The sequence below is a fragment of the Pseudomonas sp. Sample_20 genome, from assembly GCF_004307585.1.
GTDB lineage: Bacteria > Pseudomonadota > Gammaproteobacteria > Pseudomonadales > Pseudomonadaceae > Aquipseudomonas > Aquipseudomonas atacamensis.
Map to the genome: position 1 here is coordinate 1 of NZ_RCOA01000070.1, position 20584 is coordinate 20584.

At 58.6% G+C, this 20584-nt stretch carries 15 protein-coding genes; 7 read left to right on the forward strand and 8 right to left on the reverse strand.

The features are described 5' to 3' along the window. Positions 1-217: 217 nt before the first annotated feature. Positions 218-1753, reverse strand: a complete 1536-nt coding sequence (locus tag D8U70_RS15075; RefSeq protein ID WP_130929210.1) for an EAL domain-containing protein — start codon at positions 1751-1753, stop codon at positions 218-220. A gap of 350 nt (positions 1754-2103) precedes the next feature. Here D8U70_RS15075 and hppD point away from each other — a divergent pair, with 350 nt between their 5' ends. Beyond that, positions 2104-3180, forward strand: coding sequence for a 4-hydroxyphenylpyruvate dioxygenase (hppD, locus tag D8U70_RS15080; protein WP_016774910.1), 1077 nt, complete (start codon positions 2104-2106; stop codon positions 3178-3180). Positions 3181-3318: 138 nt separating this feature from the next. Here hppD and rarD read toward each other — a convergent pair whose 3' ends face one another. After that, on the reverse strand, positions 3319-4200 hold the full coding sequence (rarD, locus tag D8U70_RS15085; protein ID WP_071172591.1) for an EamA family transporter RarD: 882 nt from the start codon (positions 4198-4200) through the stop codon (positions 3319-3321). 284 nt (positions 4201-4484) lie between these two features. Next, positions 4485-5795 carry an MFS transporter gene (locus D8U70_RS15090; RefSeq protein ID WP_130929196.1) on the reverse strand — a complete coding sequence of 437 codons (1311 nt, stop codon included), beginning with the start codon at positions 5793-5795 and terminating at the stop codon, positions 4485-4487. A 171-nt stretch (positions 5796-5966) separates the two neighbouring features. Between D8U70_RS15090 and D8U70_RS15095 the strand changes: the two genes are divergently transcribed. The 4 genes from D8U70_RS15095 (at position 5967) to D8U70_RS15110 (ending at position 11625) form a co-directional block, all read left to right on the forward strand. Then, entirely contained in the window at positions 5967-7088 is a 1122-nt protein-coding gene (locus D8U70_RS15095) for a sugar diacid recognition domain-containing protein (protein WP_122750490.1), read from the forward strand. 238 nt (positions 7089-7326) lie between these two features. Further along, the gene (locus tag D8U70_RS15100; protein ID WP_130929197.1) at positions 7327-8466 is read left to right on the forward strand and encodes a glycerate kinase; all 1140 of its coding nucleotides are present in this window, start codon (positions 7327-7329) and stop codon (positions 8464-8466) included. Positions 8467-8770: 304 nt separating this feature from the next. Further along, positions 8771-10396 (forward strand): methyl-accepting chemotaxis protein, encoded by a 1626-nt coding sequence (locus D8U70_RS15105; RefSeq protein ID WP_130929198.1) that lies wholly within the window; start codon positions 8771-8773, stop codon positions 10394-10396. A gap of 41 nt (positions 10397-10437) precedes the next feature. Further along, positions 10438-11625, forward strand: coding sequence for an aminotransferase class I/II-fold pyridoxal phosphate-dependent enzyme (locus tag D8U70_RS15110; RefSeq protein ID WP_071172586.1), 1188 nt, complete (start codon positions 10438-10440; stop codon positions 11623-11625). A gap of 167 nt (positions 11626-11792) precedes the next feature. Here D8U70_RS15110 and D8U70_RS15115 read toward each other — a convergent pair whose 3' ends face one another. The 5 genes from D8U70_RS15115 to D8U70_RS15135 all read right to left on the reverse strand — a co-directional run bounded on the left by D8U70_RS15115 (position 11793) and on the right by D8U70_RS15135 (position 17077). Further along, positions 11793-12761 carry a D-glycerate dehydrogenase gene (locus D8U70_RS15115; protein WP_130929199.1) on the reverse strand — a complete coding sequence of 323 codons (969 nt, stop codon included), beginning with the start codon at positions 12759-12761 and terminating at the stop codon, positions 11793-11795. A 13-nt stretch (positions 12762-12774) separates the two neighbouring features. Next, positions 12775-14073, reverse strand: coding sequence for an MFS transporter (locus tag D8U70_RS15120; RefSeq protein ID WP_056789676.1), 1299 nt, complete (start codon positions 14071-14073; stop codon positions 12775-12777). Positions 14074-14127: 54 nt separating this feature from the next. Then, the gene (locus tag D8U70_RS15125; protein WP_130929200.1) at positions 14128-15123 is read right to left on the reverse strand and encodes a sugar kinase; all 996 of its coding nucleotides are present in this window, start codon (positions 15121-15123) and stop codon (positions 14128-14130) included. Continuing rightward, entirely contained in the window at positions 15116-15898 is a 783-nt protein-coding gene (locus tag D8U70_RS15130) for a TIM barrel protein (RefSeq protein WP_130929201.1), read from the reverse strand. Before D8U70_RS15130 ends, D8U70_RS15125 begins: the two co-directional genes overlap by 8 nt. 150 nt (positions 15899-16048) lie before the next feature. After that, on the reverse strand, positions 16049-17077 hold the full coding sequence (locus D8U70_RS15135) for a LacI family DNA-binding transcriptional regulator (protein WP_130929202.1): 1029 nt from the start codon (positions 17075-17077) through the stop codon (positions 16049-16051). Between the two features lie 237 nt (positions 17078-17314). Here D8U70_RS15135 and D8U70_RS15140 point away from each other — a divergent pair, with 237 nt between their 5' ends. Further along, positions 17315-18160 carry a hypothetical protein gene (locus tag D8U70_RS15140; protein ID WP_130929203.1) on the forward strand — a complete coding sequence of 282 codons (846 nt, stop codon included), beginning with the start codon at positions 17315-17317 and terminating at the stop codon, positions 18158-18160. Positions 18161-18264: 104 nt separating this feature from the next. Continuing rightward, positions 18265-20349, forward strand: a complete 2085-nt coding sequence (locus D8U70_RS15145) for a hypothetical protein (protein WP_073476625.1) — start codon at positions 18265-18267, stop codon at positions 20347-20349. Positions 20350-20584: the final 235 nt, after the last annotated feature.

Here is a 20584-nt window from a genome sequence, read left to right on the forward strand (position 1 = left end):
CCAATAGTGTGTTTGGCTGATACCAACCGCAAACAAAGCTATAAGCCAAGAGCCTGGAAGCGACTCGGTGATAATTGGCTCACCTGCCAGTCTGGCTCAGGTTGAAAAAATTGTAGTAGTTAATGCGACAAGAGTAAATCCTGATGTTGTCGCCATGTAACAACAATGACTTTTTGTATCAATTTGGTGCGGTTGTTCGGCGGGCAGTGTCGGCGATTTAATGATGAGTTAATGCTTCGAGGAAATCAGCGCCAGGCATCGGTCTACCGTACAAATAGCCCTGCAAAAAGTTAACGTTATGCTCGGTCAGGTAATCAGCCTGGGCCTGAGTTTCGACACCTTCGGCAACAATGCCCAAGTCCAGTTTGGCCGACAGTTCAATGATGGAGTCGAGAATATGCCTCGATAACGCGTCTACGCCGATCATGGCCACAAAGCTCTGATCGATCTTTAGAAAGTCGACGTTGAAGGTGCGTAGATAACCAAGGCTCGAGTGTCCGGTACCAAAGTCGTCGATTGCGATTTTCACTCCAAGTGCGTGCAATTGCTCAAACAACTGAAGCGTGATGTCGCTCGGCTCGATCAGTTCGCGCTCCGTCAATTCCAGCACCAGTTCGACGCTGCCGGGCGCAAACGCCGCCAAGAGGTCGCGACAATCCTCGACCAGCTCCAGATCCTGGCAGTGGCTGGCGCTGATGTTGATGCCGATATGGAAAGGCTTGGCGAAGTTCACAGAGTGCGGTCCCAGCAGGGCCGCAGTCTGTTGCATCAGTGAGCGGGTCATCGGCACGATCAGGCCTGAGTGTTCGGCAAATGGAATGAAAAGGTCCGGGCGTACCAGCCCCTCTTTCGGGTGATTCCAGCGCATCAGCACTTCAGCGCCCGACCACTGCTTGCTGTCACCGTGAACCACGGGCTGGAAGTAAGGAATGAATTCCCCGGCCTCGAGTGCGCGCATCATTTCGTGGCTGGGCGAGGTCGATCGCTTCTGAACGAAGTGGCCAATGGCACCGGAGATTGCACCGAAGAAAATCAACAGACTGAACAGCGGAGGATACTCAGCCGCCATGTAGCGCCGGACTTCGCTCTGGGGGAAACCCGCCGACACTTTGAAACCGTAACGCTCGGATTCCAGCAGGCTGCGCGCGACCGGCGGGGCAGGCAGTGATCCCTGATGAACTTTGCCGTCGGCGGACAGCCAGTTATCGCCCACTTGCAACGTCAGTAATGTCTGGCGGCCGATCAGGCGCAGGATGTTGCTCAAGTGATAGCCATCCAGTGTAGTCAGTGCGCCACCGCGACCGTCGCTGAGACGGTAGATCAACAGTGCCGTATCAGGCGTCACCGGATTGCCGTTCATCAACCACAGTTTGCCTTGATGATAGTCCCCGGCATTGACGGCTTCCTGGAACGCCCCGAAGAGTGAGCTGCAGTAGAGATTGTTGTCCCAGACCAGATTGGTCGAGCGCACGAAGGGGCGGCGGGTCACTTGTTCGCGCAGGGCCAGTTTCACCGCTTCGCAATTTTTCCCGGCAAGCGGCAGCAGGACCCGAGCGGCTTCTGCCGTGTTATCGAGCATCAGATCGAACTGTCGCAGCGCTTGTTCGGCCGTCTCCCCGGCACTTTGCTGCAGTGTGCGTTCTGCCTGCATATAAAGAATCCCACTGCCCAGTACGATCGGCAGCAGACCGCTGAGCACAGTCACGACGATGCGGGTCCTGCGTTTGCGGCGGGTTTGACGGGTCAGCGGCATGGACACATCCTGTGGTCTAGAAATCCGACCCGATAACAATTGAGCCAAAAGGGAGAATAGATGGCAGATGGCTCTTGCGCCGTACGAAAAAAAGCGGATTTTATACAGAGGGCAGACAGGTCCCGTTACGCTGTGTAGAATCGATTTACGCATACAATAATAATCGTCTTCTGGCAGCAGAAGCCTCGCCCGCAAGAGCCTTGGGTCGACAATGAAGATATTCGGGTTCCAACTGATCTACGGAGACTTCCTCGCGCGCAGCGTGCGTGGCATCTCCTGTGCGCCTCCCTCTACATCACTTTCCTGACAAATAACCCTGGTTAATTGATAAGAAATGATGAGGCGTCACCATGGCAGATTTATACGAAAACCCAATGGGCCTGATGGGCTTTGAGTTCATCGAGTTCGCAGCGCCGACTCCCGGCACGCTGGAGCCGATCTTCGAGATCATGGGCTTCACCAAAGTCGCGACCCACCGTTCCAAGAACGTGCACCTCTATCGTCAGGGCGCGATCAACCTGATCCTCAATAACGAACCCAACAGCGTCGCCTCGTACTTCGCCGCCGAACACGGCCCGTCCGTTTGCGGCATGGCGTTTCGCGTCAAGGATTCGCAGAAAGCCTATTCCCGCGCACTCGAACTCGGCGCTCAGCCGATCCACATCGAAACCGGTCCGATGGAGCTTAACCTGCCGGCGATCAAAGGCATCGGTGGCGCGCCGCTGTATCTGATCGACCGTTTCGGCGAAGGCAGCTCGATCTACGACATCGACTTCGTGTTCATCGAAGGTGTTGATCGCAACCCGGTTGGCGCCGGCCTGAAGATCATCGATCACCTGACCCACAACGTTTATCGCGGTCGCATGGCGTACTGGGCGAACTTCTACGAGAAGCTGTTCAACTTCCGTGAAATCCGTTACTTCGACATCAAAGGCGAGTACACCGGCCTGACCTCGAAAGCCATGACCGCACCGGATGGCATGATCCGCATCCCGCTCAACGAAGAGTCGTCCAAAGGCGCCGGGCAGATCGAAGAGTTCCTGATGCAGTTCAACGGCGAGGGCATCCAGCACGTTGCGTTCCTCACCGACGACCTGATCAAGACCTGGGATCAGCTGAAGAAAATCGGCATGCGCTTCATGACCGCGCCGCCGGACACCTACTACGAAATGCTTGAAGGTCGCCTGCCGAACCACGGCGAGCCGGTCGATCAGCTGCAATCACGCGGCATTCTGCTCGACGGTGCCTCGGAGCAGGGCGACAAGCGTCTGCTGCTGCAGATTTTCTCGGAAACCCTGATGGGGCCGGTGTTCTTCGAATTCATCCAGCGCAAGGGCGACGACGGTTTCGGCGAGGGCAACTTCAAGGCTCTGTTCGAATCGATCGAGCGTGACCAGGTGCGTCGTGGTGTGCTGACCACCGAGTAACCTGAAACGAAGAAATCCCGGCCTGCAGAAATGCAGGGCCGGGATTTTTTAAGATCAAAAGATCGCAGCCTTCGGCAGCTCCTACATTTGGAATGCATTTTTCCTGTAGGAGCTGCCGAAGGCTGCGATCTTTTGCTTTTAAGAGCGGCGTTGCCGCGTCAAATGCTTGAAGCCTTCGAAAACCAGCACCACAACCGCCAGCCAGATCGGGATGTAAGTCAGCCACTCGCCCGACTTGATGCTTTCTCCCAGCAACAACGCCACCGCAAGCAACAACACCGGTTCCACATAACTCAACAAACCAAACAGACTGAACGGCAGCAAGCGGCTGGCGATGATGTACACCACCAGCGCGGAAGCGCTGATCAAGCCGAGCAGCGGAATCAGCCACATCAGTCCCGGATATTGATCGAACACGGCCAGGCCCTGTTCGCCGCCCTGCACAAACCAGTAGGCGACCGGCAGCATCAGGGTCATGTCGACCCACAGGCCACCGAGGTTGTCGGTTTTCAGGTATTTGCGCAGTACGAAGTACAGCGGATAACCGACCACGACCACCAGTGTCGCCCAGGAAAAACCACCCACCTGATACAACTCGTTCAACACGCCGAGGCTGGCAAAAAATACGGCGATTTTCTGCAGGTAAGACAGGCTCTCGCCATAGGCAATCCGCCCGGTCAGCACCATCGCCAGCGGCAACAAGAAATAACCCAGCGATACATCCAGGCTGTAGTCATTGAGCGGTGCCCACATGAACAGCCACAGCTGAACGCCGAGCAGGGCGGAAGAAACCAGCAGCCCGGCAATCAGCTTCGGCCTGGCTGCCATCAATCGGAACAGCTCCAGCACCCGCCGCCATTCCCCGGAAACCAGCATGAACACGGTCATGCACGGCACGGTCAGGAGCATGCGCCAGCCGAAGATTTCCACGCCGCTCAGAGGCGTCAGCAGCGACGTGTAGTAATACATGACGGCAAACAGCACCGAGGCTGAAACCGATAGAGCGATACCTTTAGACAAACTGTCCTCGCGACGTGATGGTTGAACGGGCCGCGCAGGATACGTGGTTTCTGTGCTGAATATTGAGCGGACGCTCATTATTTCCCACATCAGGAGCCACAAATCCTGTGGGAGCGAGCCTGCTCGCGAAGCGGCCGGCAGATTCAGCATAGATGTTGCGTCGGCTGGCGCTATGCATGATTGCACCGCTTAAACGCAAAAGATCGCAACCTTCGGCACTTCCTACAGGGAACGCATTCCACAGTAGCTGCCGAAGGCTGCGATCTTTCGATCTGCGCTTCTGATTAAGCCCGCAACGTCCTCGTCATCCGCAACGCCAGCAGACTCCCGCCAACGATCACCGCCGCCAGCACATACAACGCCGCATCCGTCGAGCCAGTGCTGTCCTTGACCCAACCCACCAGATACGGGCTGAGGAACCCGGCCATCTGCCCCATCGAGTTGATCAACGCCAGACCTCCAGCCGCCGCGCCCGCGCTCAGCATCGCGGTTGGCACCGGCCAGAACATCGGCAGACCAGTCAGTGCGCCCATGGTCGCGATGGTCAGGCCGAGAATCGCAATCGCCGGATTCGCTGCGAAATTCACTGCGATCACCAGACCGACAGCGCCCATCAGCATCGGCACCACCAAGTGCCAGCGGCGCTCCTTGCGCAAGTCCGCCGAGCGGCCGACGACCAGCATGAACACCGCCGCGAGCAGGTACGGAATCGCACTCAGCCAGCCGATCACCAGGTTATCGCTGAAGCCGAGGTTCTTGATGATCGACGGCAGCCAGAAGTTGATCGCGTACACGCCGCTCTGGATGCAGAAATAGATCAGGCCGAAGGCCCAGATCGCTGGGTTCTTGAACACCGCAAGCAGCGAGTCGGTGGCCGTTTTCGGTTTGTTGGCGAGGTCTTCGGCGTGGTCGGCTTCGAGCACCGAACGTTCGTGGGCGGTCAGCCATTTGGCGTTGGCAAAGCTGTCGCTCAACAGGAAATATGCCAGCGCACCAAGGATCACCGTCGGAATGCCTTGCAGCAGGAACATCCACTGCCAACCGGCCAGGCCACCTTGGCCGGTGGCGAAGTGGTTAAGGATCCAGCCGGAAAACGGGCTGCCGAGCAGCCCGGAGACGGGGATTGCCGACATGAACAGCGCCATGATTCGGCCACGGCGGAAGGTCGGGAACCACTGCGAGAGATACAGCACGACACCCGGGAAGAAACCCGCCTCAGCCGCACCGGTGAAAAAGCGCAGGGTGTAGAACTCGGTCGGGGTGGTGACGAACAACAGGCAGGTCGACAGCGTGCCCCAGGTGATCATCATCAAGGCAATCCAGCGCCGAGGACCGAAGCGGGTCAATGCCAGGTTGCTCGGCACGCCGCACAGCACGTAACCGATGAAGAAGATGCCGGCGCCGAGGCCATATACGGTTTCGCTGAATTTCAGTGCGTCGAGCATCTGCAATTTGGCGAAGCCGACGTTGACCCGGTCGAGGTAGTTGAACAGGTAGCAGATGAAAATGAAGGGAATCAAACGCAGGGTGATGCGTTTGTAGACGGCGTTTTTACCGTCGTCGATGGTCTGGGTAGCTGCGGCGCTCTGCGACATAGCGGCTCTCTCTTTATTATGATTTTTTGCGATGCAAAGGGTAACGTTGATCGCCCTGAGAGTCTCGGCCACCTTTGGCCGGATTGTCTTTGTGCCTGAGCACAGGGTTTGCCGCCAGACCCTGTGCGGCTGAACAACCGCTTGTGCCTGAAATGAAGGATTGCCGCCGCTATGTTCGAACTCGATCACGACCTTGCCCAGGACATCGTCGACCGGGCCATGGCCATTTTGCCGTACAACGTCAATGTCATGGACAGTCAGGGCCTGATCCTCGGCAGCGGTGAACCGGAGCGCATCAACACCCGGCATGAAGGCGCGCAACTGGTGCTGGCCAACGGGCGCGTGGTGGAAATCGATGCGCAGACGGCGGTGCACCTCAAAGGCGTGCAACCGGGCATCAACCTGCCGCTGTTGCTCGATCAGCGCTTGATCGGCGTGCTTGGCATCACTGGCGAGCCGGAGCAATTGCGCACCTACGCCGAGCTGGTGCGCATGACCGCCGAAATGCTCGTCGGCCAGCGCAACCAGCAGGCCGAGCAGCAATGGCGACGGCAGCGTTGCGATGATCTGCTGGCTTTGCTGTTGAGCGAGGCGGGGGACTCGCCGCGTCTGGTCGATGAGGCGCAACAGTTGGGACTTAAGCCGCAATTGACGCGTGTGCCGTATCTGTTTGAACTGGGGCTTGAGCATGGCCCGGGGCAAACCGTCGAGGCCCTGAGTGCGTGGCTGACCTCGCGTTATCCCGACAGTTGGTGTGTGAGTTCGGCGAAGTCTTCGCTGTTGTGGTGTCGCCCGGCGAGCCAGAACGTCGAGCACGATCGCCTGCTGGAAAAACTCGATGGCCTTGGCTGGAAGATTCTGCGCATCGCCGTCGGCGGGCAGGCGGATGGCCTGGCCGGGTTGCGCCGCTGTTATCGACGGGTCGGCGATCTGCTGGCGTATGGTCGAGACGTGCTGCCGAATTCGAGACTGCTGACGCTCAATCGTTATCGCTTGCCGGTCATGCTGTGGCGGCATCGCAACGATGATGCGCTGGACGAACTGCTCAAGCCGCTGCGCCAGGTCATCGCCAAGGACAGCAACGGCCAGTTGCTGGCGACCCTGCGCAGTTGGTGCGAGCACGACGGGCAGAGCCAGGCCTGTGCCGAAGCGCTGGGCATCCATCGCAACAGCCTGCGCTATCGCATGGAACGGATTGCCGAGTTGAGCGGGGTTGATCCGTTGAAGCTGGACGGGATGCTGGCGTTGTATCTTGGGGTGCAGCTGCTGCCGCAGACTGATCCATTGACATGAGTTGTCCTTGAGGCCGCCATCGCTGGCAAGCCAGCTCCCACAGGTCAGAAGGCGTTCATAACGTCCATAGCCACCGCAGAACCCTGTGGGAGCTGGCTTGCCAGCGATGAGGCCGGTACGACCAACACATATCTTTTGTGGAAATGAACAATAAACGCCGACGCCACTTGTGCACCCGACCGGCGTCAAGGCGCAGGTCGACTGGCAGCATGAACGCCACTGCAACCGGAGAATTCCCATGAAGATCGTCATCGCCCCCGACTCGTTCAAGGACAGCCTGAGTGCCCAAGGCGTTGCCGAAGCCATTGCCCTCGGACTGGCGCAGGTCTGGCCGCAGGCGACGCTGATCAAATGCCCGATGGCCGATGGCGGCGAAGGCACGGTCGAGTCGATTCTTGCAGCCTGCGAAGGTGAGTTACGCCGCACCCGCGTGCGCGGTCCACTGGGCGCGCCGGTCGATGCTGCTTGGGGTTGGCTACCGCACAACCACACCGCGATCATCGAAATGGCCGAGGCCAGCGGTCTGCAACTGGTCCCGCCGGGACAGCGCGATGCCTGCATCAGCAGCACGTTTGGCACGGGTGAATTGATTCGTGCAGCGCTGGATGCCGGCGCGCAACGAGTGATCCTGGCGATCGGCGGCAGCGCGACCAATGACGGCGGTGCCGGGGCGATGCAGGCATTGGGTGTGAAGTTGCTGGATGCGCAAAATCAGCCTCTGGTGCCCGGCGGCCTGGCCTTGGCGCAACTGGCGCGATTGGACCTGAGTGGGCTCGATCGACGTCTGGCCGATGTGCGTTTCGACATCGCCGCCGACGTTAACAATCCGCTCTGCGGCCCCCATGGCGCCTCGGCCATTTTCGGCCCGCAGAAGGGCGCATCGCCTGCGCAGGTTGAGCAGCTCGATCAGGCGCTGGGGCACTTTGCCAAACTCTGCGCGCAAGCATTGGGCAAGGACGTGCGCAATGAACCGGGCAGCGGCGCGGCGGGTGGTCTGGGCTTTGCCGCCAAGGCTTTTCTCGGCGCGCAGTTTCAGGCAGGCGTCGAGGTGGTGGCGGAACTGGTCGGGCTCGCTGACGCGGTCAAAGGTGCGGATCTGGTGATTACCGGAGAAGGCCGCTTCGATGCGCAAACCCTGCGTGGCAAAACACCGTTCGGTGTTGCGCGAGTTGCCAAACAACACGCCGTGCCGGTGATCGTGATTGCCGGGACCTTGGGCGAGGGCTATCAGGAGCTCTATCAACACGGCATCGACGCCGCGTTCGCCGTGACCAGCGGACCGATGACTCTGGAACAGGCCTGCGCCGAAGCCCCGCGCCTGCTGCGTGAGCGCGCTACAGATATTGCTCGGGTCTGGCAACTCGCCACCAAACGCTGAACCGCTTGCCTATGTAGGAGCTGTCGAGTGCAACGAGGCTGCGATCTTTTGACTTTTAAAAGCAAGATCAAAAGATCGCAGCCTCGTTGCACTCGACAGCTCCTACCAAGGCAGCGGAGCAGTGTTTCATTGTTGTAACGTCCGAAAAAATATTTACTGCGGACCCGAAACCTTCCTCAAGCCTGGCCGATACAACGGTCAGGCGCACACAAAACCACAATTCAGTGCCGCCGGACTGTCGCCCGCTATGGGCCAGTGCTCACGGCATGGACGCTCGTAGTTTCTTTCTTTCGAGAGTCCGACCATGTCCCTGCGTAACCTGAATATCGCGCCCCGTGCTTTCCTCGGTTTTGCCTTTATCGCCTTGCTGGTGATTGTCCTCGGCGTATTCGCCGTCAGCCGCATGACGGTCATTCGTCAGGCGTCGATCGACATGGACACCAACCAGTTGCCAAGCGTGACCCACCTCAGCGTGGTCACGGAAAACGTCCTGCGTATGCGCATCCTCTCGTTCCGCGTGCTGGTCAATCGCGAACCGGCCAGCCTGCAAGAGGCAGAAACCCGCATCGCGGTGCTGGTCGACAAGGTGCGCAAAGCGCAGGCCAGCTACGCTGCGTTGCCGGCAGGCCCTGAAGAGCGCGCGGTCTTCCAGACGTTTTCGACGACGCTCGATAATTACCTGCAAGCGCAGAATCAGATGATTGAGCTATCGCGCAAAGGCGATCTGGAAGCGATGCGCGCGTTGATCAACACGCGCATCAAGGAAGGCACCGATCAGATGGGCGAGCAGCTCAACAAGCTGATCGGCATGAATACCGCCGGGGCCAGAGCGGCGGCCACCAAGGCCGGTGAAAACTATGACAGCGCCATCACCGGGATCATCATCGTCGCCGTGATTGCGGGACTGGCCACCGTGTTGCTCGCCTGGTTGCTGACCCGCAGCATCGTCACGCCGCTCAACCGCGCCGTGCTCGCTGCGCAAACCATTGCCGACGGTGACCTCAGCAAAGCCATCGAAGTTGACGGCAAGGATGAACCGGCGCGCCTGCTCGAAGCCTTGGCCGCGATGCAGACCAACCTGCGCAAAACCATCGAGCAGATCGCCGGTTCCGCCACGCAACTGGGCGCCGCTGCCGAAGAACTCAGCGCCGTCACTGAAGAAGCGTCGCGCGGGCTGCAGCAACAGAACAACGAAATCGAGCAGGCCGCCACGGCCGTCAACGAGATGACCGCTGCGGTGGAAGAGGTGGCGCGCAACGCCGTGTCGACTTCCGAAGCGTCAAACCAGTCGACCCACGCCGCCCGCGAAGGTCGCGATCAGGTGGTTAAAACCGTCGACGCGATCCAGACCATGACTCACGACGTGCAGAACACCGCGCAGATGATCGAAGGCCTCGCCGCGCAAGGTCGTGACATCGGCAAGGTGCTGGACGTGATTCGCGCGATCGCCGAGCAGACCAACCTTTTGGCGCTCAACGCTGCGATTGAAGCGGCGCGTGCCGGCGAGGCTGGCCGTGGTTTTGCCGTGGTGGCTGACGAAGTGCGCGCCTTGGCCCATCGCACCGCGCAGTCGACTCAGGAAATCGAAAAAATGGTGGCCGGCATCCAGAACGGTACCGGAGAAGCGGTTTCGTCGATGCAGCAAAGCAATCAGCGCACCCAGTCCACGTTGGAAATGGCGCGCGCGGCGGGCGTGGCACTGGAGCAGATCACGCAATCGATTCACCAGATCAACGAACGCAACCTGGTTATCGCCAGCGCGTCGGAAGAGCAGGCGCAAGTCTCCCGCGAAGTCGATCGCAACCTGGTCAACATCCGCGACCTCGCCACGCAATCGGCCGCCGGCGCCAACCAGACCAGCGCCGCGACCCACGAACTGTCGCGACTGGCAGTGGATTTGAACGCCATGGTGGCGCGTTTCGTGATTTGAGATACGGTGAAGGCTGGAAACCGCGCTAACAGGAGACGTACATGCGCTATTCAGCCTTGACCCAACGAATCGCCGGGGAGGGTGCCGCTGCCTGGCAGATTCACGACCGAGCGCTGGAACTGCGCGCCGAGGGCGTTGATGTTTTGTTGTTGAGCGTCGGCGATCCGGATTTCGATACGCCGTTGCCGATCGTCCATGGTGCGATTGACAGCCTGTTGGCCGGCGATACCCATTACGCCGACGTGCGTGGTCGCTTCGAGCTGCGCAGGCTGATTGCCGAGCGTCATCGCCAGCGCAGTGGTCAGCGTGTTGATCCTGATCAGGTGATTGTCCTGCCCGGCGCGCAATGCGCGGTGTACTCGGTGGCGCAATGTCTGCTTGATCCGGGTGATGAGGTGATCGTCGCCGAGCCGATGTACGTTACTTACGAAGGTGTGTTTGGCGCCTGCGGTGCCAAGGTGATTGCGGTGCCGGTGCGCCCGGAGAACGGTTTTCGTGTCGACCCAGCGGATGTTGCGGCGCGTATCACCCCGAGAACCCGCGCCATGTTGCTCAACAGCCCGAACAATCCCAGCGGCGCGAGTTTGTCTTTGCTGATCTGGCAGGAACTGGCGGCGCTGTGCATTCGCCATGACCTGTGGTTGATCAGCGATGAGGTGTACAGCGAGCTTTTATATGAAGGCGAGCACATCAGCCCGGCGAGCCTGCCGGGCATGGCCGAGCGCACCGCAACGATCAACAGTCTGTCGAAATCCCATGCGATGACCGGTTGGCGCATCGGCTGGATGATCGGCCCGAAACCCTTGGCCGAGCATCTGGTGAATCTGTCGCTGAGCATGCTCTTCGGTCTGCCGGATTTCGTACAGAAGGCCGCACAAGTGGCGCTGCAAAGTGATCTGCCGGAAGTCGCGCAGATGCGCGAGGAGTATCGCTTGCGCCGCGATCTGGTTTGCGAACGTTTGTACGGTTGCCCTGGGTTGCAGCCGATTTGCCCGGATGGCGGCATGTTTGTGATGGTCGATGTGCGCCAGACTGGGCTTGGCGCTCAGGCGTTTGCCGAGCGCTTGCTGGAAGGTTATGGCGTCTCTGTGCTGGCCGGCGAAGCGTTCGGGCCGAGCGCGGCGGGGCATATTCGCATCGGGCTGGTGGTGGATCGGGTCAAACTGGCGGATGCCTGCGCGCGGATTGCGTTGTGTGCGGTGCAGCTGCTGCAGGCGCGGAGTGCCTGATGGATTTGTGTTGCCTGAACCGGCGCCTTGCTGATCGTTCCCACGCTCCGCGCGGGAACGCCTCTAGGGACGCTCCGCGTTCCAGCTTTCGGAAGGGACGCGGAGCGTCCCGGGCTGCATTCCCACGCTGAGCGTGGGAACGATCAGTACGCAGAGCGTGGGAACGATCAGTTTAGAGGATTCACCAGATTCGCCGGCCGCTGCCCATTCAACGCCGCCAGCAGATTCTCCACCGCACACCGCGCCATTGCCTCACGCGTTTCATGGGTCGCCGAGCCCATGTGCGGCGTGGCCACAACATTGCTCAACTGCAACAATGGCGAATCATGATTCAACGGCTCGCGCTCGAACACATCCAGCCCCGCCGCGCGAATGCGCTGGTTGCGCAACGCCTCGATCATTGCCGCCTCATCGACCACCTTACCGCGCGAGATATTGATGAAAATGCTCTCCGGCCGCATCAGCGCAAATTGCTCGGCGCCGATCAAACGTTCGGTCTGCGCCGTCAGAGGCAAAGTCAGGCAAATGAAATCGGCCTGTTGGAGCAACTCTTCGAGGCTGCGATATTGCGCAGCGAACCGCTCCTCGACCGCCGGTTTGCGCGACTGGCTGTGGTAGATCAGCGGCATGCCGAAACCGAAATGCCCACGCTGGGCCAACGCTTCGCCGATGCGGCCCATGCCGATGATGCCCAGCGTCTTGCCATGCACATCGGTGCCGAAATGCGCCGGGCCGATGTTGCGGCTCCACTGTCCGCCACGGACCATGTTCGCCAGTTCGACCACACGCCGCGCTGCAGCGAGGATCAGGGCGAAACCCGTGTCGGCGGTGGTTTCGGTGAGCACGTCGGGAGTGTTGGTCAGCAGAATCTTGCGCCGATTCAGATACTCGATGTCGTAGTTGTCGACACCCACCGAGACGCTGGCAATTGCCTCCAGCTGCGGCGCCAGGTCCAGCAACGCCGCATCCAGTTTGAGGCTGGCGCCGAGCAAACCGTGGGCGCGGGGCAGGGCATCGCGCAACTGCATGAGGCCATCGGCGTCGAGGCTTTCGATCAGCGTTACGTCAAACTGCTCTTGCAGGCGCGCCATCAGCGCGGGCGAAAGTTTCTTGTACAGCACGACCTGTTTTTTCATGGCAAAAGTCCTTTCAGGAATGCGCCGGCACACGCGGTGTGGCGGCGGCTTTGGCGACGACGCGATCACTGGCGCCGGGCTTGAGGAAAATCGTCAGCACCACCGACAACAGCAACGCGCCGCTCATCAATAAATAGGACGCGCCGGGCGAGCCGGTGGAGCTGTTCAGGTAGCCGACCAGATACGAACCGCCGAACGAGCCGAGCGCGCCCATGCTGTTGATCAGCGCCATGGCGCCACCGGCAACGTTGGCCGGCAGGATCTCCGGGACGATGGCGAAGAACGGCCCGTATGGCGCGTACATGCAGGCGCCGGCAATGACCAGCAGGGTGTACGACCACCAGAAGTGTTCGGCGCCCAAGGCATAAGAGCCGTAGAACGCGATGGAGGCGATCAGCAGCGGCGGCCAGACGAAGCGTTTGCGCTTCTGCAATTTGTCCGAACCCCACGACACCGCGAGCATGCCCAGCACTGCCGCCAGATATGGCAGCGCCGAGAGCCAGCCGGCCTCGATCATGTCCATTTGCGCGCCGGCCTTGAGGATCGACGGCAGCCACAACACAAAGCCGTAAACGCCGATGCTCCAGCAGAAAAACTGCAGCGCGAGAATGATCACCTTCGGCGAACGGAAAGCCTCGGCGTAGTTCTTCACAGCCTTGATGCCGACCTGCTCTGCGGCGAGGGCGCTTTCCAGATCCTGCTTTTCCTGGTCGTTGAGCCACTTGGCCTGGACCGGACGATCATCGGCCAGACGCCACCAGATAAACGCCCACAACACTGCCGGCAGACCTTCGATGATGAACATCCAGCGCCAGCTGAAATGCTGCACCAGATAACCCGAGACCACCGACATCCACAGCATGGTCACCGGGTTGCCGAGGATCAGAAAGGTGTTGGCCCGTGAGCGTTCGGCACGGGTGAACCAATGGCAGAGATACACCAGCATCGCCGGCATCACCGCCGCTTCGACCACGCCGAGCATGAAGCGAATGACGATCAGCCAATAGGCGTTGGACACCACGCCGGTCAGCGTGGCGAGCCCGCCCCAAAGAATCAGGCTGACGAAGATCAGCTTTTTCACGCTGTGCTTTTGCGCGTAGATCGCGCCAGGTACCTGGAAGAAAAAGTACCCAAGAAAGAACAGCGCACCGAGCAGCGAGGACAAGCCCGGTGTGATCATCAGGTCTTCGGCCATGCCCGACGCGGCGGCGAAACCGTAGTTGGCGCGATCGAGATAGGCCAGGCTGTAAGTGATGAACACGATCGGCATGATGTACCACCAGCGGCGGGTGGCGAGGGTAGCGGTTTTCATCGGTGTGACTCCTGATGTTGTTTTTGTCGCAGCAGGTTCATTGATTTGCGGTGATCAGGCGGGCCTCTTCGCGAGCAGGCTTGAAATGCATTCCCCTGTGGGAGCGAGCCTGCTCGCGAATTCAGCGGTCAACTCCAAGCGGGAAGGCAACCCCTCCATATCCCCACGGCTCTGCACCGCGCGACTGCCAATCCAGTTCGCTCGCTGCACGGCCTCGGCAAAACTCTGATGCTCGAGCAGGGCGCTGATCATCCCCACCGCAAAGCCATCTCCGGCACCCACGGTATCGACCACGTTGCTCACCGGCACGCCGGCAACGAAACCCTGATCCAGCTGCGTGCGGTAATAAGCGCCCTCAGGCCCGAGCTTGATCGCCACCGCCTCCGCACCTTGGTCCAGATAGAACGCAGCAATGTCGGCCGGGTCGTCGAAACCGCTGAGCAAGCGGCCCTCGCTTAACCCCGGCAACACCCAGTGGGCGAGAGCGGCGAGGCGGTTGATCTCGCGGATCATCTTGCTTTCGCTGGCCCACAGGCTCGGGCGCAGATTCGGGTCGAATGAAACGCTGCGTCCGGCGGCGCGCATGCGGTTCATCAGTTCGACGGACATTTCCCGCGCCGAGGCAGAGAGCGCCGGTGGGATACCGGTGGCGTGCAAATGGCGGGCGCTGAGCAGGTTGTCGTTGATGGAGTGCGGCGACAGATGACTGGCCGCCGAACCACGGCGGAAATACTCCACCTGCGGGTCGCTGCCATCGTCGTTGCGCGATTTGAACTGGAATCCGGTCGGATGGTTTTTATCGACTTCGACGTGGCTGCAATCCAGACCTTCCTTGATCAGCGTCTCGACCACAAAGCGACCAAGTGAATCGTTACCGACCCGGCTTAGCCATGCGACGTTGAAGCCGAGGCGGGACAACCCGATCGCGACGTTGCTGTCGGCTCCGGCAATCCGTTTGTGAAATCGCTCGACCTTCGCCAGATCGCCGGTCTGCTCGGCGACCAGCATCGCCATGGTTTCACCGAAAGAAAGAATATCGATCTCAGACATGAGCTGGCTCCAGGCGCGATTGACCGAGGCGGGCGAGGGCGGCGACGTGTTCGCGGGTCAGTTGCACCAGGTCATCGCCTTGCAGCGGGTATTCGGCGGCGCGCATGACGCCTTGGTCCATGTGCCGCAGCAGTTGTTCCCACAGATGCAGATCGCTGATGGCCGGCGGTACGGCGATCAGTTTGCCGTCGGCGCGGCGCGCAACGGCTTTGCAATGCACATAACCGACGTGACGGCCGAGCGCGCGTGCGGCGCTGGCGGCGGACTGATCCTGCCAGTGCCAGTTACCGATGTCGAAAGTCATCTTGATCGGCAGGTTGTGCTGCTCGACGGCGGCGAAGAAACGCTGGAACGGCTCGATGCGCCCGCCGTGCAAGGTCTGGTCGTTCTCCACCAGCAGTTGCACCGGGCTTTGCTTGAGTCGCTCGGCCAGTGCCTGCAAATCAGAGTTGTCAGTGAAATAGCCAAGCGAAACTTTCAGCCATTTCGAACCGAACGCCTGGGCCTGTTGCAGCGCGGTAATCAATTCGGGATTCGGCTGCGCTTGCCCGGCCAGCCACAGTTCTGCGGGTGAGGAATAAATGCTTTGCAAGCCCTGCGCCTGGGTAGCCTGAGCGAGTTGCGCCGGGTCTTCCCGGGTCAGCAACTCTTCGCGCCACTCGATGCGATTGGCGCCGGCTGCCGCGAGGATCTCGATAAAAGAATCCTGCCCACGCTGGCGCACAAGCTCGGCACCGTAGCTGGACAGACTGATGGAAACGGCTGGTTTATTCATTGTTATTGACCTCTGAAACCGGTTTCATTTTTGTTCAAAAAAAATCAGGTGATTCCGTAGTGTTATTGCAGGCCCTTTCGCGAGCAGGCTCGCTCCCACGATGGAATGGGATCAACCTGTGGGAGCGAGCCTGCTCGCGAAAGCGTCAGATCAGACGCCGCCAATCCCTCGGGTCGAACCCCGTTCAATCAGCGCCGGCGCAAAATCCAGTACCCGCGCCATCTCATCATCTCCGCGCAAGCGCTTGAGCAGACACTCAAACGCCCGCGCGCCAATCTCTTGCGTCGGCTGCGCCAGCGCGGTAATTCCGCTGCCCACCAGCGGATACCAGTCCAGATCATCCAGAGCAATCAATCCGACGTCTTTAAACAAACGCACACCCAGCATGCGCAACGCATGAGTCGCCGCCAGCGCCGCGACGCCATTGGCGCAAAACAGCGCTTTCGGGCCATCACCGGGTGTGTTTAAAAAGCTTTGAAGTCGCGCGTTCAGATCATCACCGGTTTCCAGCACCGCCCCAGTCAGGGTTGAGCGCTGAGCAATCTGCGCCTGAAAACTGCTGACCCGCTCGATTCGCGAGCTGGTGCCGTCATACGGTTCAGTCACCAGCAAAAGATCCCGATATCTGCGTTGCTCGAGATGCGCGAGCGCCATCTCTACTGCTTGCGAGTTGTTCAACCCGACCATGTCGCTGTCGAGCCCGTCGACCTTGCGATCCACCAGCACCAGCGGCATCTCGCGGCGCAGTTCGTGCAGTTCGTCCCGGTGATGGCCCAGCGTGTTCACGATCAGCCCTTCGATGTTGTACGAGCGCAACAGCGCCAGATGCTGGCGCTCCTGCTCGTCATCGCGGTCGGTGTTGCACACCACCAGGCTGTAGCCGTGCGCACGGCAGGCGGTTTCCACCCCGTGCATCACGGCAATCGAATAGGGGTTACGGATATCGGCGACAAGCATGCCGATCAGGCGCGTACGCCCGCGTTTCAGGCCACGGGCCATTTGGTTGGGGCGGTAGCCGAGTTCATCAATCGCCTGCTCGATGCGCCGGGCTATGGCATCGGAGAGCATGGCGCGGTCATCGCCGATGAAACGTGAGACGCTGGCCTTGGACACGCCGGCGCGCTCGGCGACATCGAGCATGGTCACGCGGCTGCGCTGTGCGGCGGAGAAGTCATTCAATGGGTTAGACCTTGTTTTTGAATATAGCGGTCTGACGGCACCAATACCGCTGAAACCGGTTTCAGAAGACACCATCTGACCTCAAGCCGTCAACCTCCAAATGCAGCAGAAGTCGTCACGGCAATATTTGGTTTCCGACAAACGGTCGGATTACCTGTCAGATCTGACAGTAGGAATCTTTCCAATACCAGCGCTTAATTTCTTTCAGGCCAAGATGACCCGCCAGTGAGAAATTCCATGCCTATCGAAACGCCAATAACTTCCAGCAATCCCTTGAATCCCGGTGTGCTTCTGAGCTTGCCTAGAGTGGAAGGCGTCGATCCGCTTGACCCCGCCGGAACATTGCCGCCGGACGCAAAACAGGTGGGCATCGTTTGTATTATTGACCGCTGGCCGAACTTTCCTGTTTCAGGCGGGCGTAAAGACCGTGTTGAGATTTTCATCGTCGGTAACCCTGATTACATCGCATATGCCGAATATGGGGCCGCGGATGATGCGCCGGAGTTTCGTATTCCAGTGGCTCCCGAGAAACTTCCGGATTTGGCTACGTTTGAGCTTTTTTACACAGTACGTTCGATCAACCCTACTACGTCGCCTTCACGACGCCTGACTTTTGCAATAGTTAAGCCGCCGCAACGTTTGAAAGAGGTTATTTTTCCCGATGCGGATGATTGGGGTTATATCGGCTGTTACAAGAACCATCCCGAAGATCCGGAAGCCTTGTTTATCTGGGAAGGGGTACGTATCGAAATTCCTTTCGATGACTTGTTTCAGCTTACGGATGTCCTCAGCCTCGATTGGCAGGCATGGGATTCTTTAAACGGGTCGGGAAACCCTTTGACACAGGTGTTTAACTTTACTGAGGTTGTGACAGATGTTGTAACCAAGGAGCCGGTCAAGATAGTAATCAAGCCATTCGATTCACATATAGCACCCATGGAGGAAAACGATTCGGCCATAGTGAATTACCAGCTATTGCGCAACGGTGTACCCATCTTTCGCTCGTTTACCGGGCTGGTGAAGGTAGACAGGAAAATTCCGGGCGAAAGCAAGTATTGCTCGGATTCAAGTTGGATGAAGTGATCAGGGCGCAACAGGGTAGCGATATTAAGACAGCAGTTGGCGACGTTCGCCATTGTCGAAGATGCATGGATCAAAAAACATTTTCTACGCAATGGAGAAGGCACATGACAAGCATTCAAACAGCGGAGTCGAGTACCCAAGCAGGCATTCTTGCCGCACCCACCCCCGAATTGCCAGACGGGCGCGGTACAAACAAGGACATTATTCCGATAGCTGCGATACCTGTGGGCGGCCCGCTGACACTTATGGTCAAGACCAATGTGTGGTTGAACCCCCATAACGGTGATCAGATTGCTCTTGAGGTTACGCGAACTCAACCCCCGTCCAATCCGTTGCCGACAGACTTCACGCGGCTGCCCCGGGTAAGGCTCGGTGACGTGGGCACCCGCCCTGTAGATTTTCCGATCACAGTGCCCACTGAATATCTGGGTGAGAATGCGACCCCGGACGGACCGACGCCGATCTGGGTTCGTAGCGTGCTGTTTGAGCGGGGGCTCAACCCGCTGACCGGTGTTGTGATGCAGTTTTTCATCGACCGTACCGGTGCCTGGCAAGCGAAACCTGCACAAACAGGGACAAATCCAGGGCAGGTTCCAGGCGCCAGAACAGTTCCGCCAGCCACGTTTCCCAATGCCCCGGGCGATCTGGATGACACCTGGGCGAATCAGCCAGGTAACGAAGGGGGATTGCAGGTAGAAATTGATACAGGCTACGCCAACGCTCAGCCCGATGACACGTTAACCCTGTACGTGGGAGGCGTACGTACCAATCCTCCGCAGGTGCCCCCTTTTTTCAACGGAACGATGCCTATCGATGGCAAGCTGTCGATCCCGACCGCGGAGCTTCGCAAGGTAACGAGCGGCAGAGCGTTCATCTGGTTCATCATCACTGACGTTGCTGGCAACCCGAGCGCATGGGGTGTGTATTTCAAAAACGTACGTTTTTTGCCATTGCCTAAACTGGGGGTCATTACCGTCCCGGCAAACGAAGATGGTCTGATTGATCTAAACGATGCGCGTGCAGGTGTGAAGGTAAAAGTCAGCCGGTTGGCAGATACAATCGGCACCGACGGAGTGAGCCTGACGTACGGCGCTCAACCGGCCCAGGATCTCCAATTCAATGCACTCACGGAGCTGGAGTTTACTATTCCTTGGTCGAGTCTGAGCAAGGAGTACTTCGATAACCAGACGGGTACGAATTTTGAGTTGGACGTGGTCATCAAAGCTGACTTGATGCGTGGCGGTTTATCGATCGACAGTGGAACAATAACTGTAAAAACAGATTTCTCGACGTATCCGCCTTACACGGTTGACCCGACGACCCCCCCCCCTGAGGTAAATCCAGAATTCCGCAAATTGATCGTTCGCGGACAGGCACCTGTTACGGATAACGTGCTGGGCCCTCATGATGTCGATCAGACAGCCAAGGCTCACATCGATGTATCGCCTGTCACCGCCGGAACGACATTCCCTGAACCCGAAGCAGGCGATCTGGTCACTCTGAAGTATCTCGGTGATCAAGGCGAAATCATTGTTAATTCAATAGCAATGGATGTATCGAATATCAATACGGTCGTTCAGATAGATCTGCCATATAGCGTTGTCGGTCCGGGTGGTATTGGGCCTAAAGAGGCTTGGTGGACATATGAAAACCCCGCTCGAAACAATAGCCAGGATTCGGCAAAAGAGACAGTGAATGTCAATACAGTAGTTATTGTTCTTGATAAGCCAGAGTTCCAGCGTCCACCGACCGATGGCACCGAGTACCCAAACATTATCTGCGAGAGCTTGGCAGGGGAGGATCACGTTGCGACGTTCTTGATCAAGCCCAATGATCATTTCACCGATGGAATGGACATCACATTCAATTGGCAAGGTTGGCATGACGATGCTTATACAGTAGATGCGCCGGCTGATACCGTGTTTAGTGATACACGTGCGATCACTTTGCAGGAGCTAAAGGACGGGATGCTTTGGGAGGTGCCATATGTGCCTTTTATTCGTAATCTTCCTCGTCCTCCTGCTACCCCTCCTGATCGAAACGATTTTTATGCGGGCTATGTGAAAATCTGGTACTCGACGCCAACTGTAACGACGTCAGAAGTTCAGGAAATGGTCGTTTACTTGCTCAATGGTGACTTCCTGTACTGCGAGTCGGAACCGGGCTGGGATCCTGCGCCTGCTTCATAAATGGCATTCGCGATCATTGCATTGCCGGAAGAGCCAGCCTCTTCAGGCAATGCAATTTAATTGGAGAAGTAAGAAACATCTCGAAATGTCGCGAGTTGGCGATTAAGCCCACCTACTAAGAGGATTAGTCCTACAGAGAAAGTCCGGACTAGCAGGTATTCTCCGGCGTCGCCTACAAAGGTCGTCTGATGGAATATGTACGTCTGAACCGTCCTTCTTCCGTCCCGATTAACCT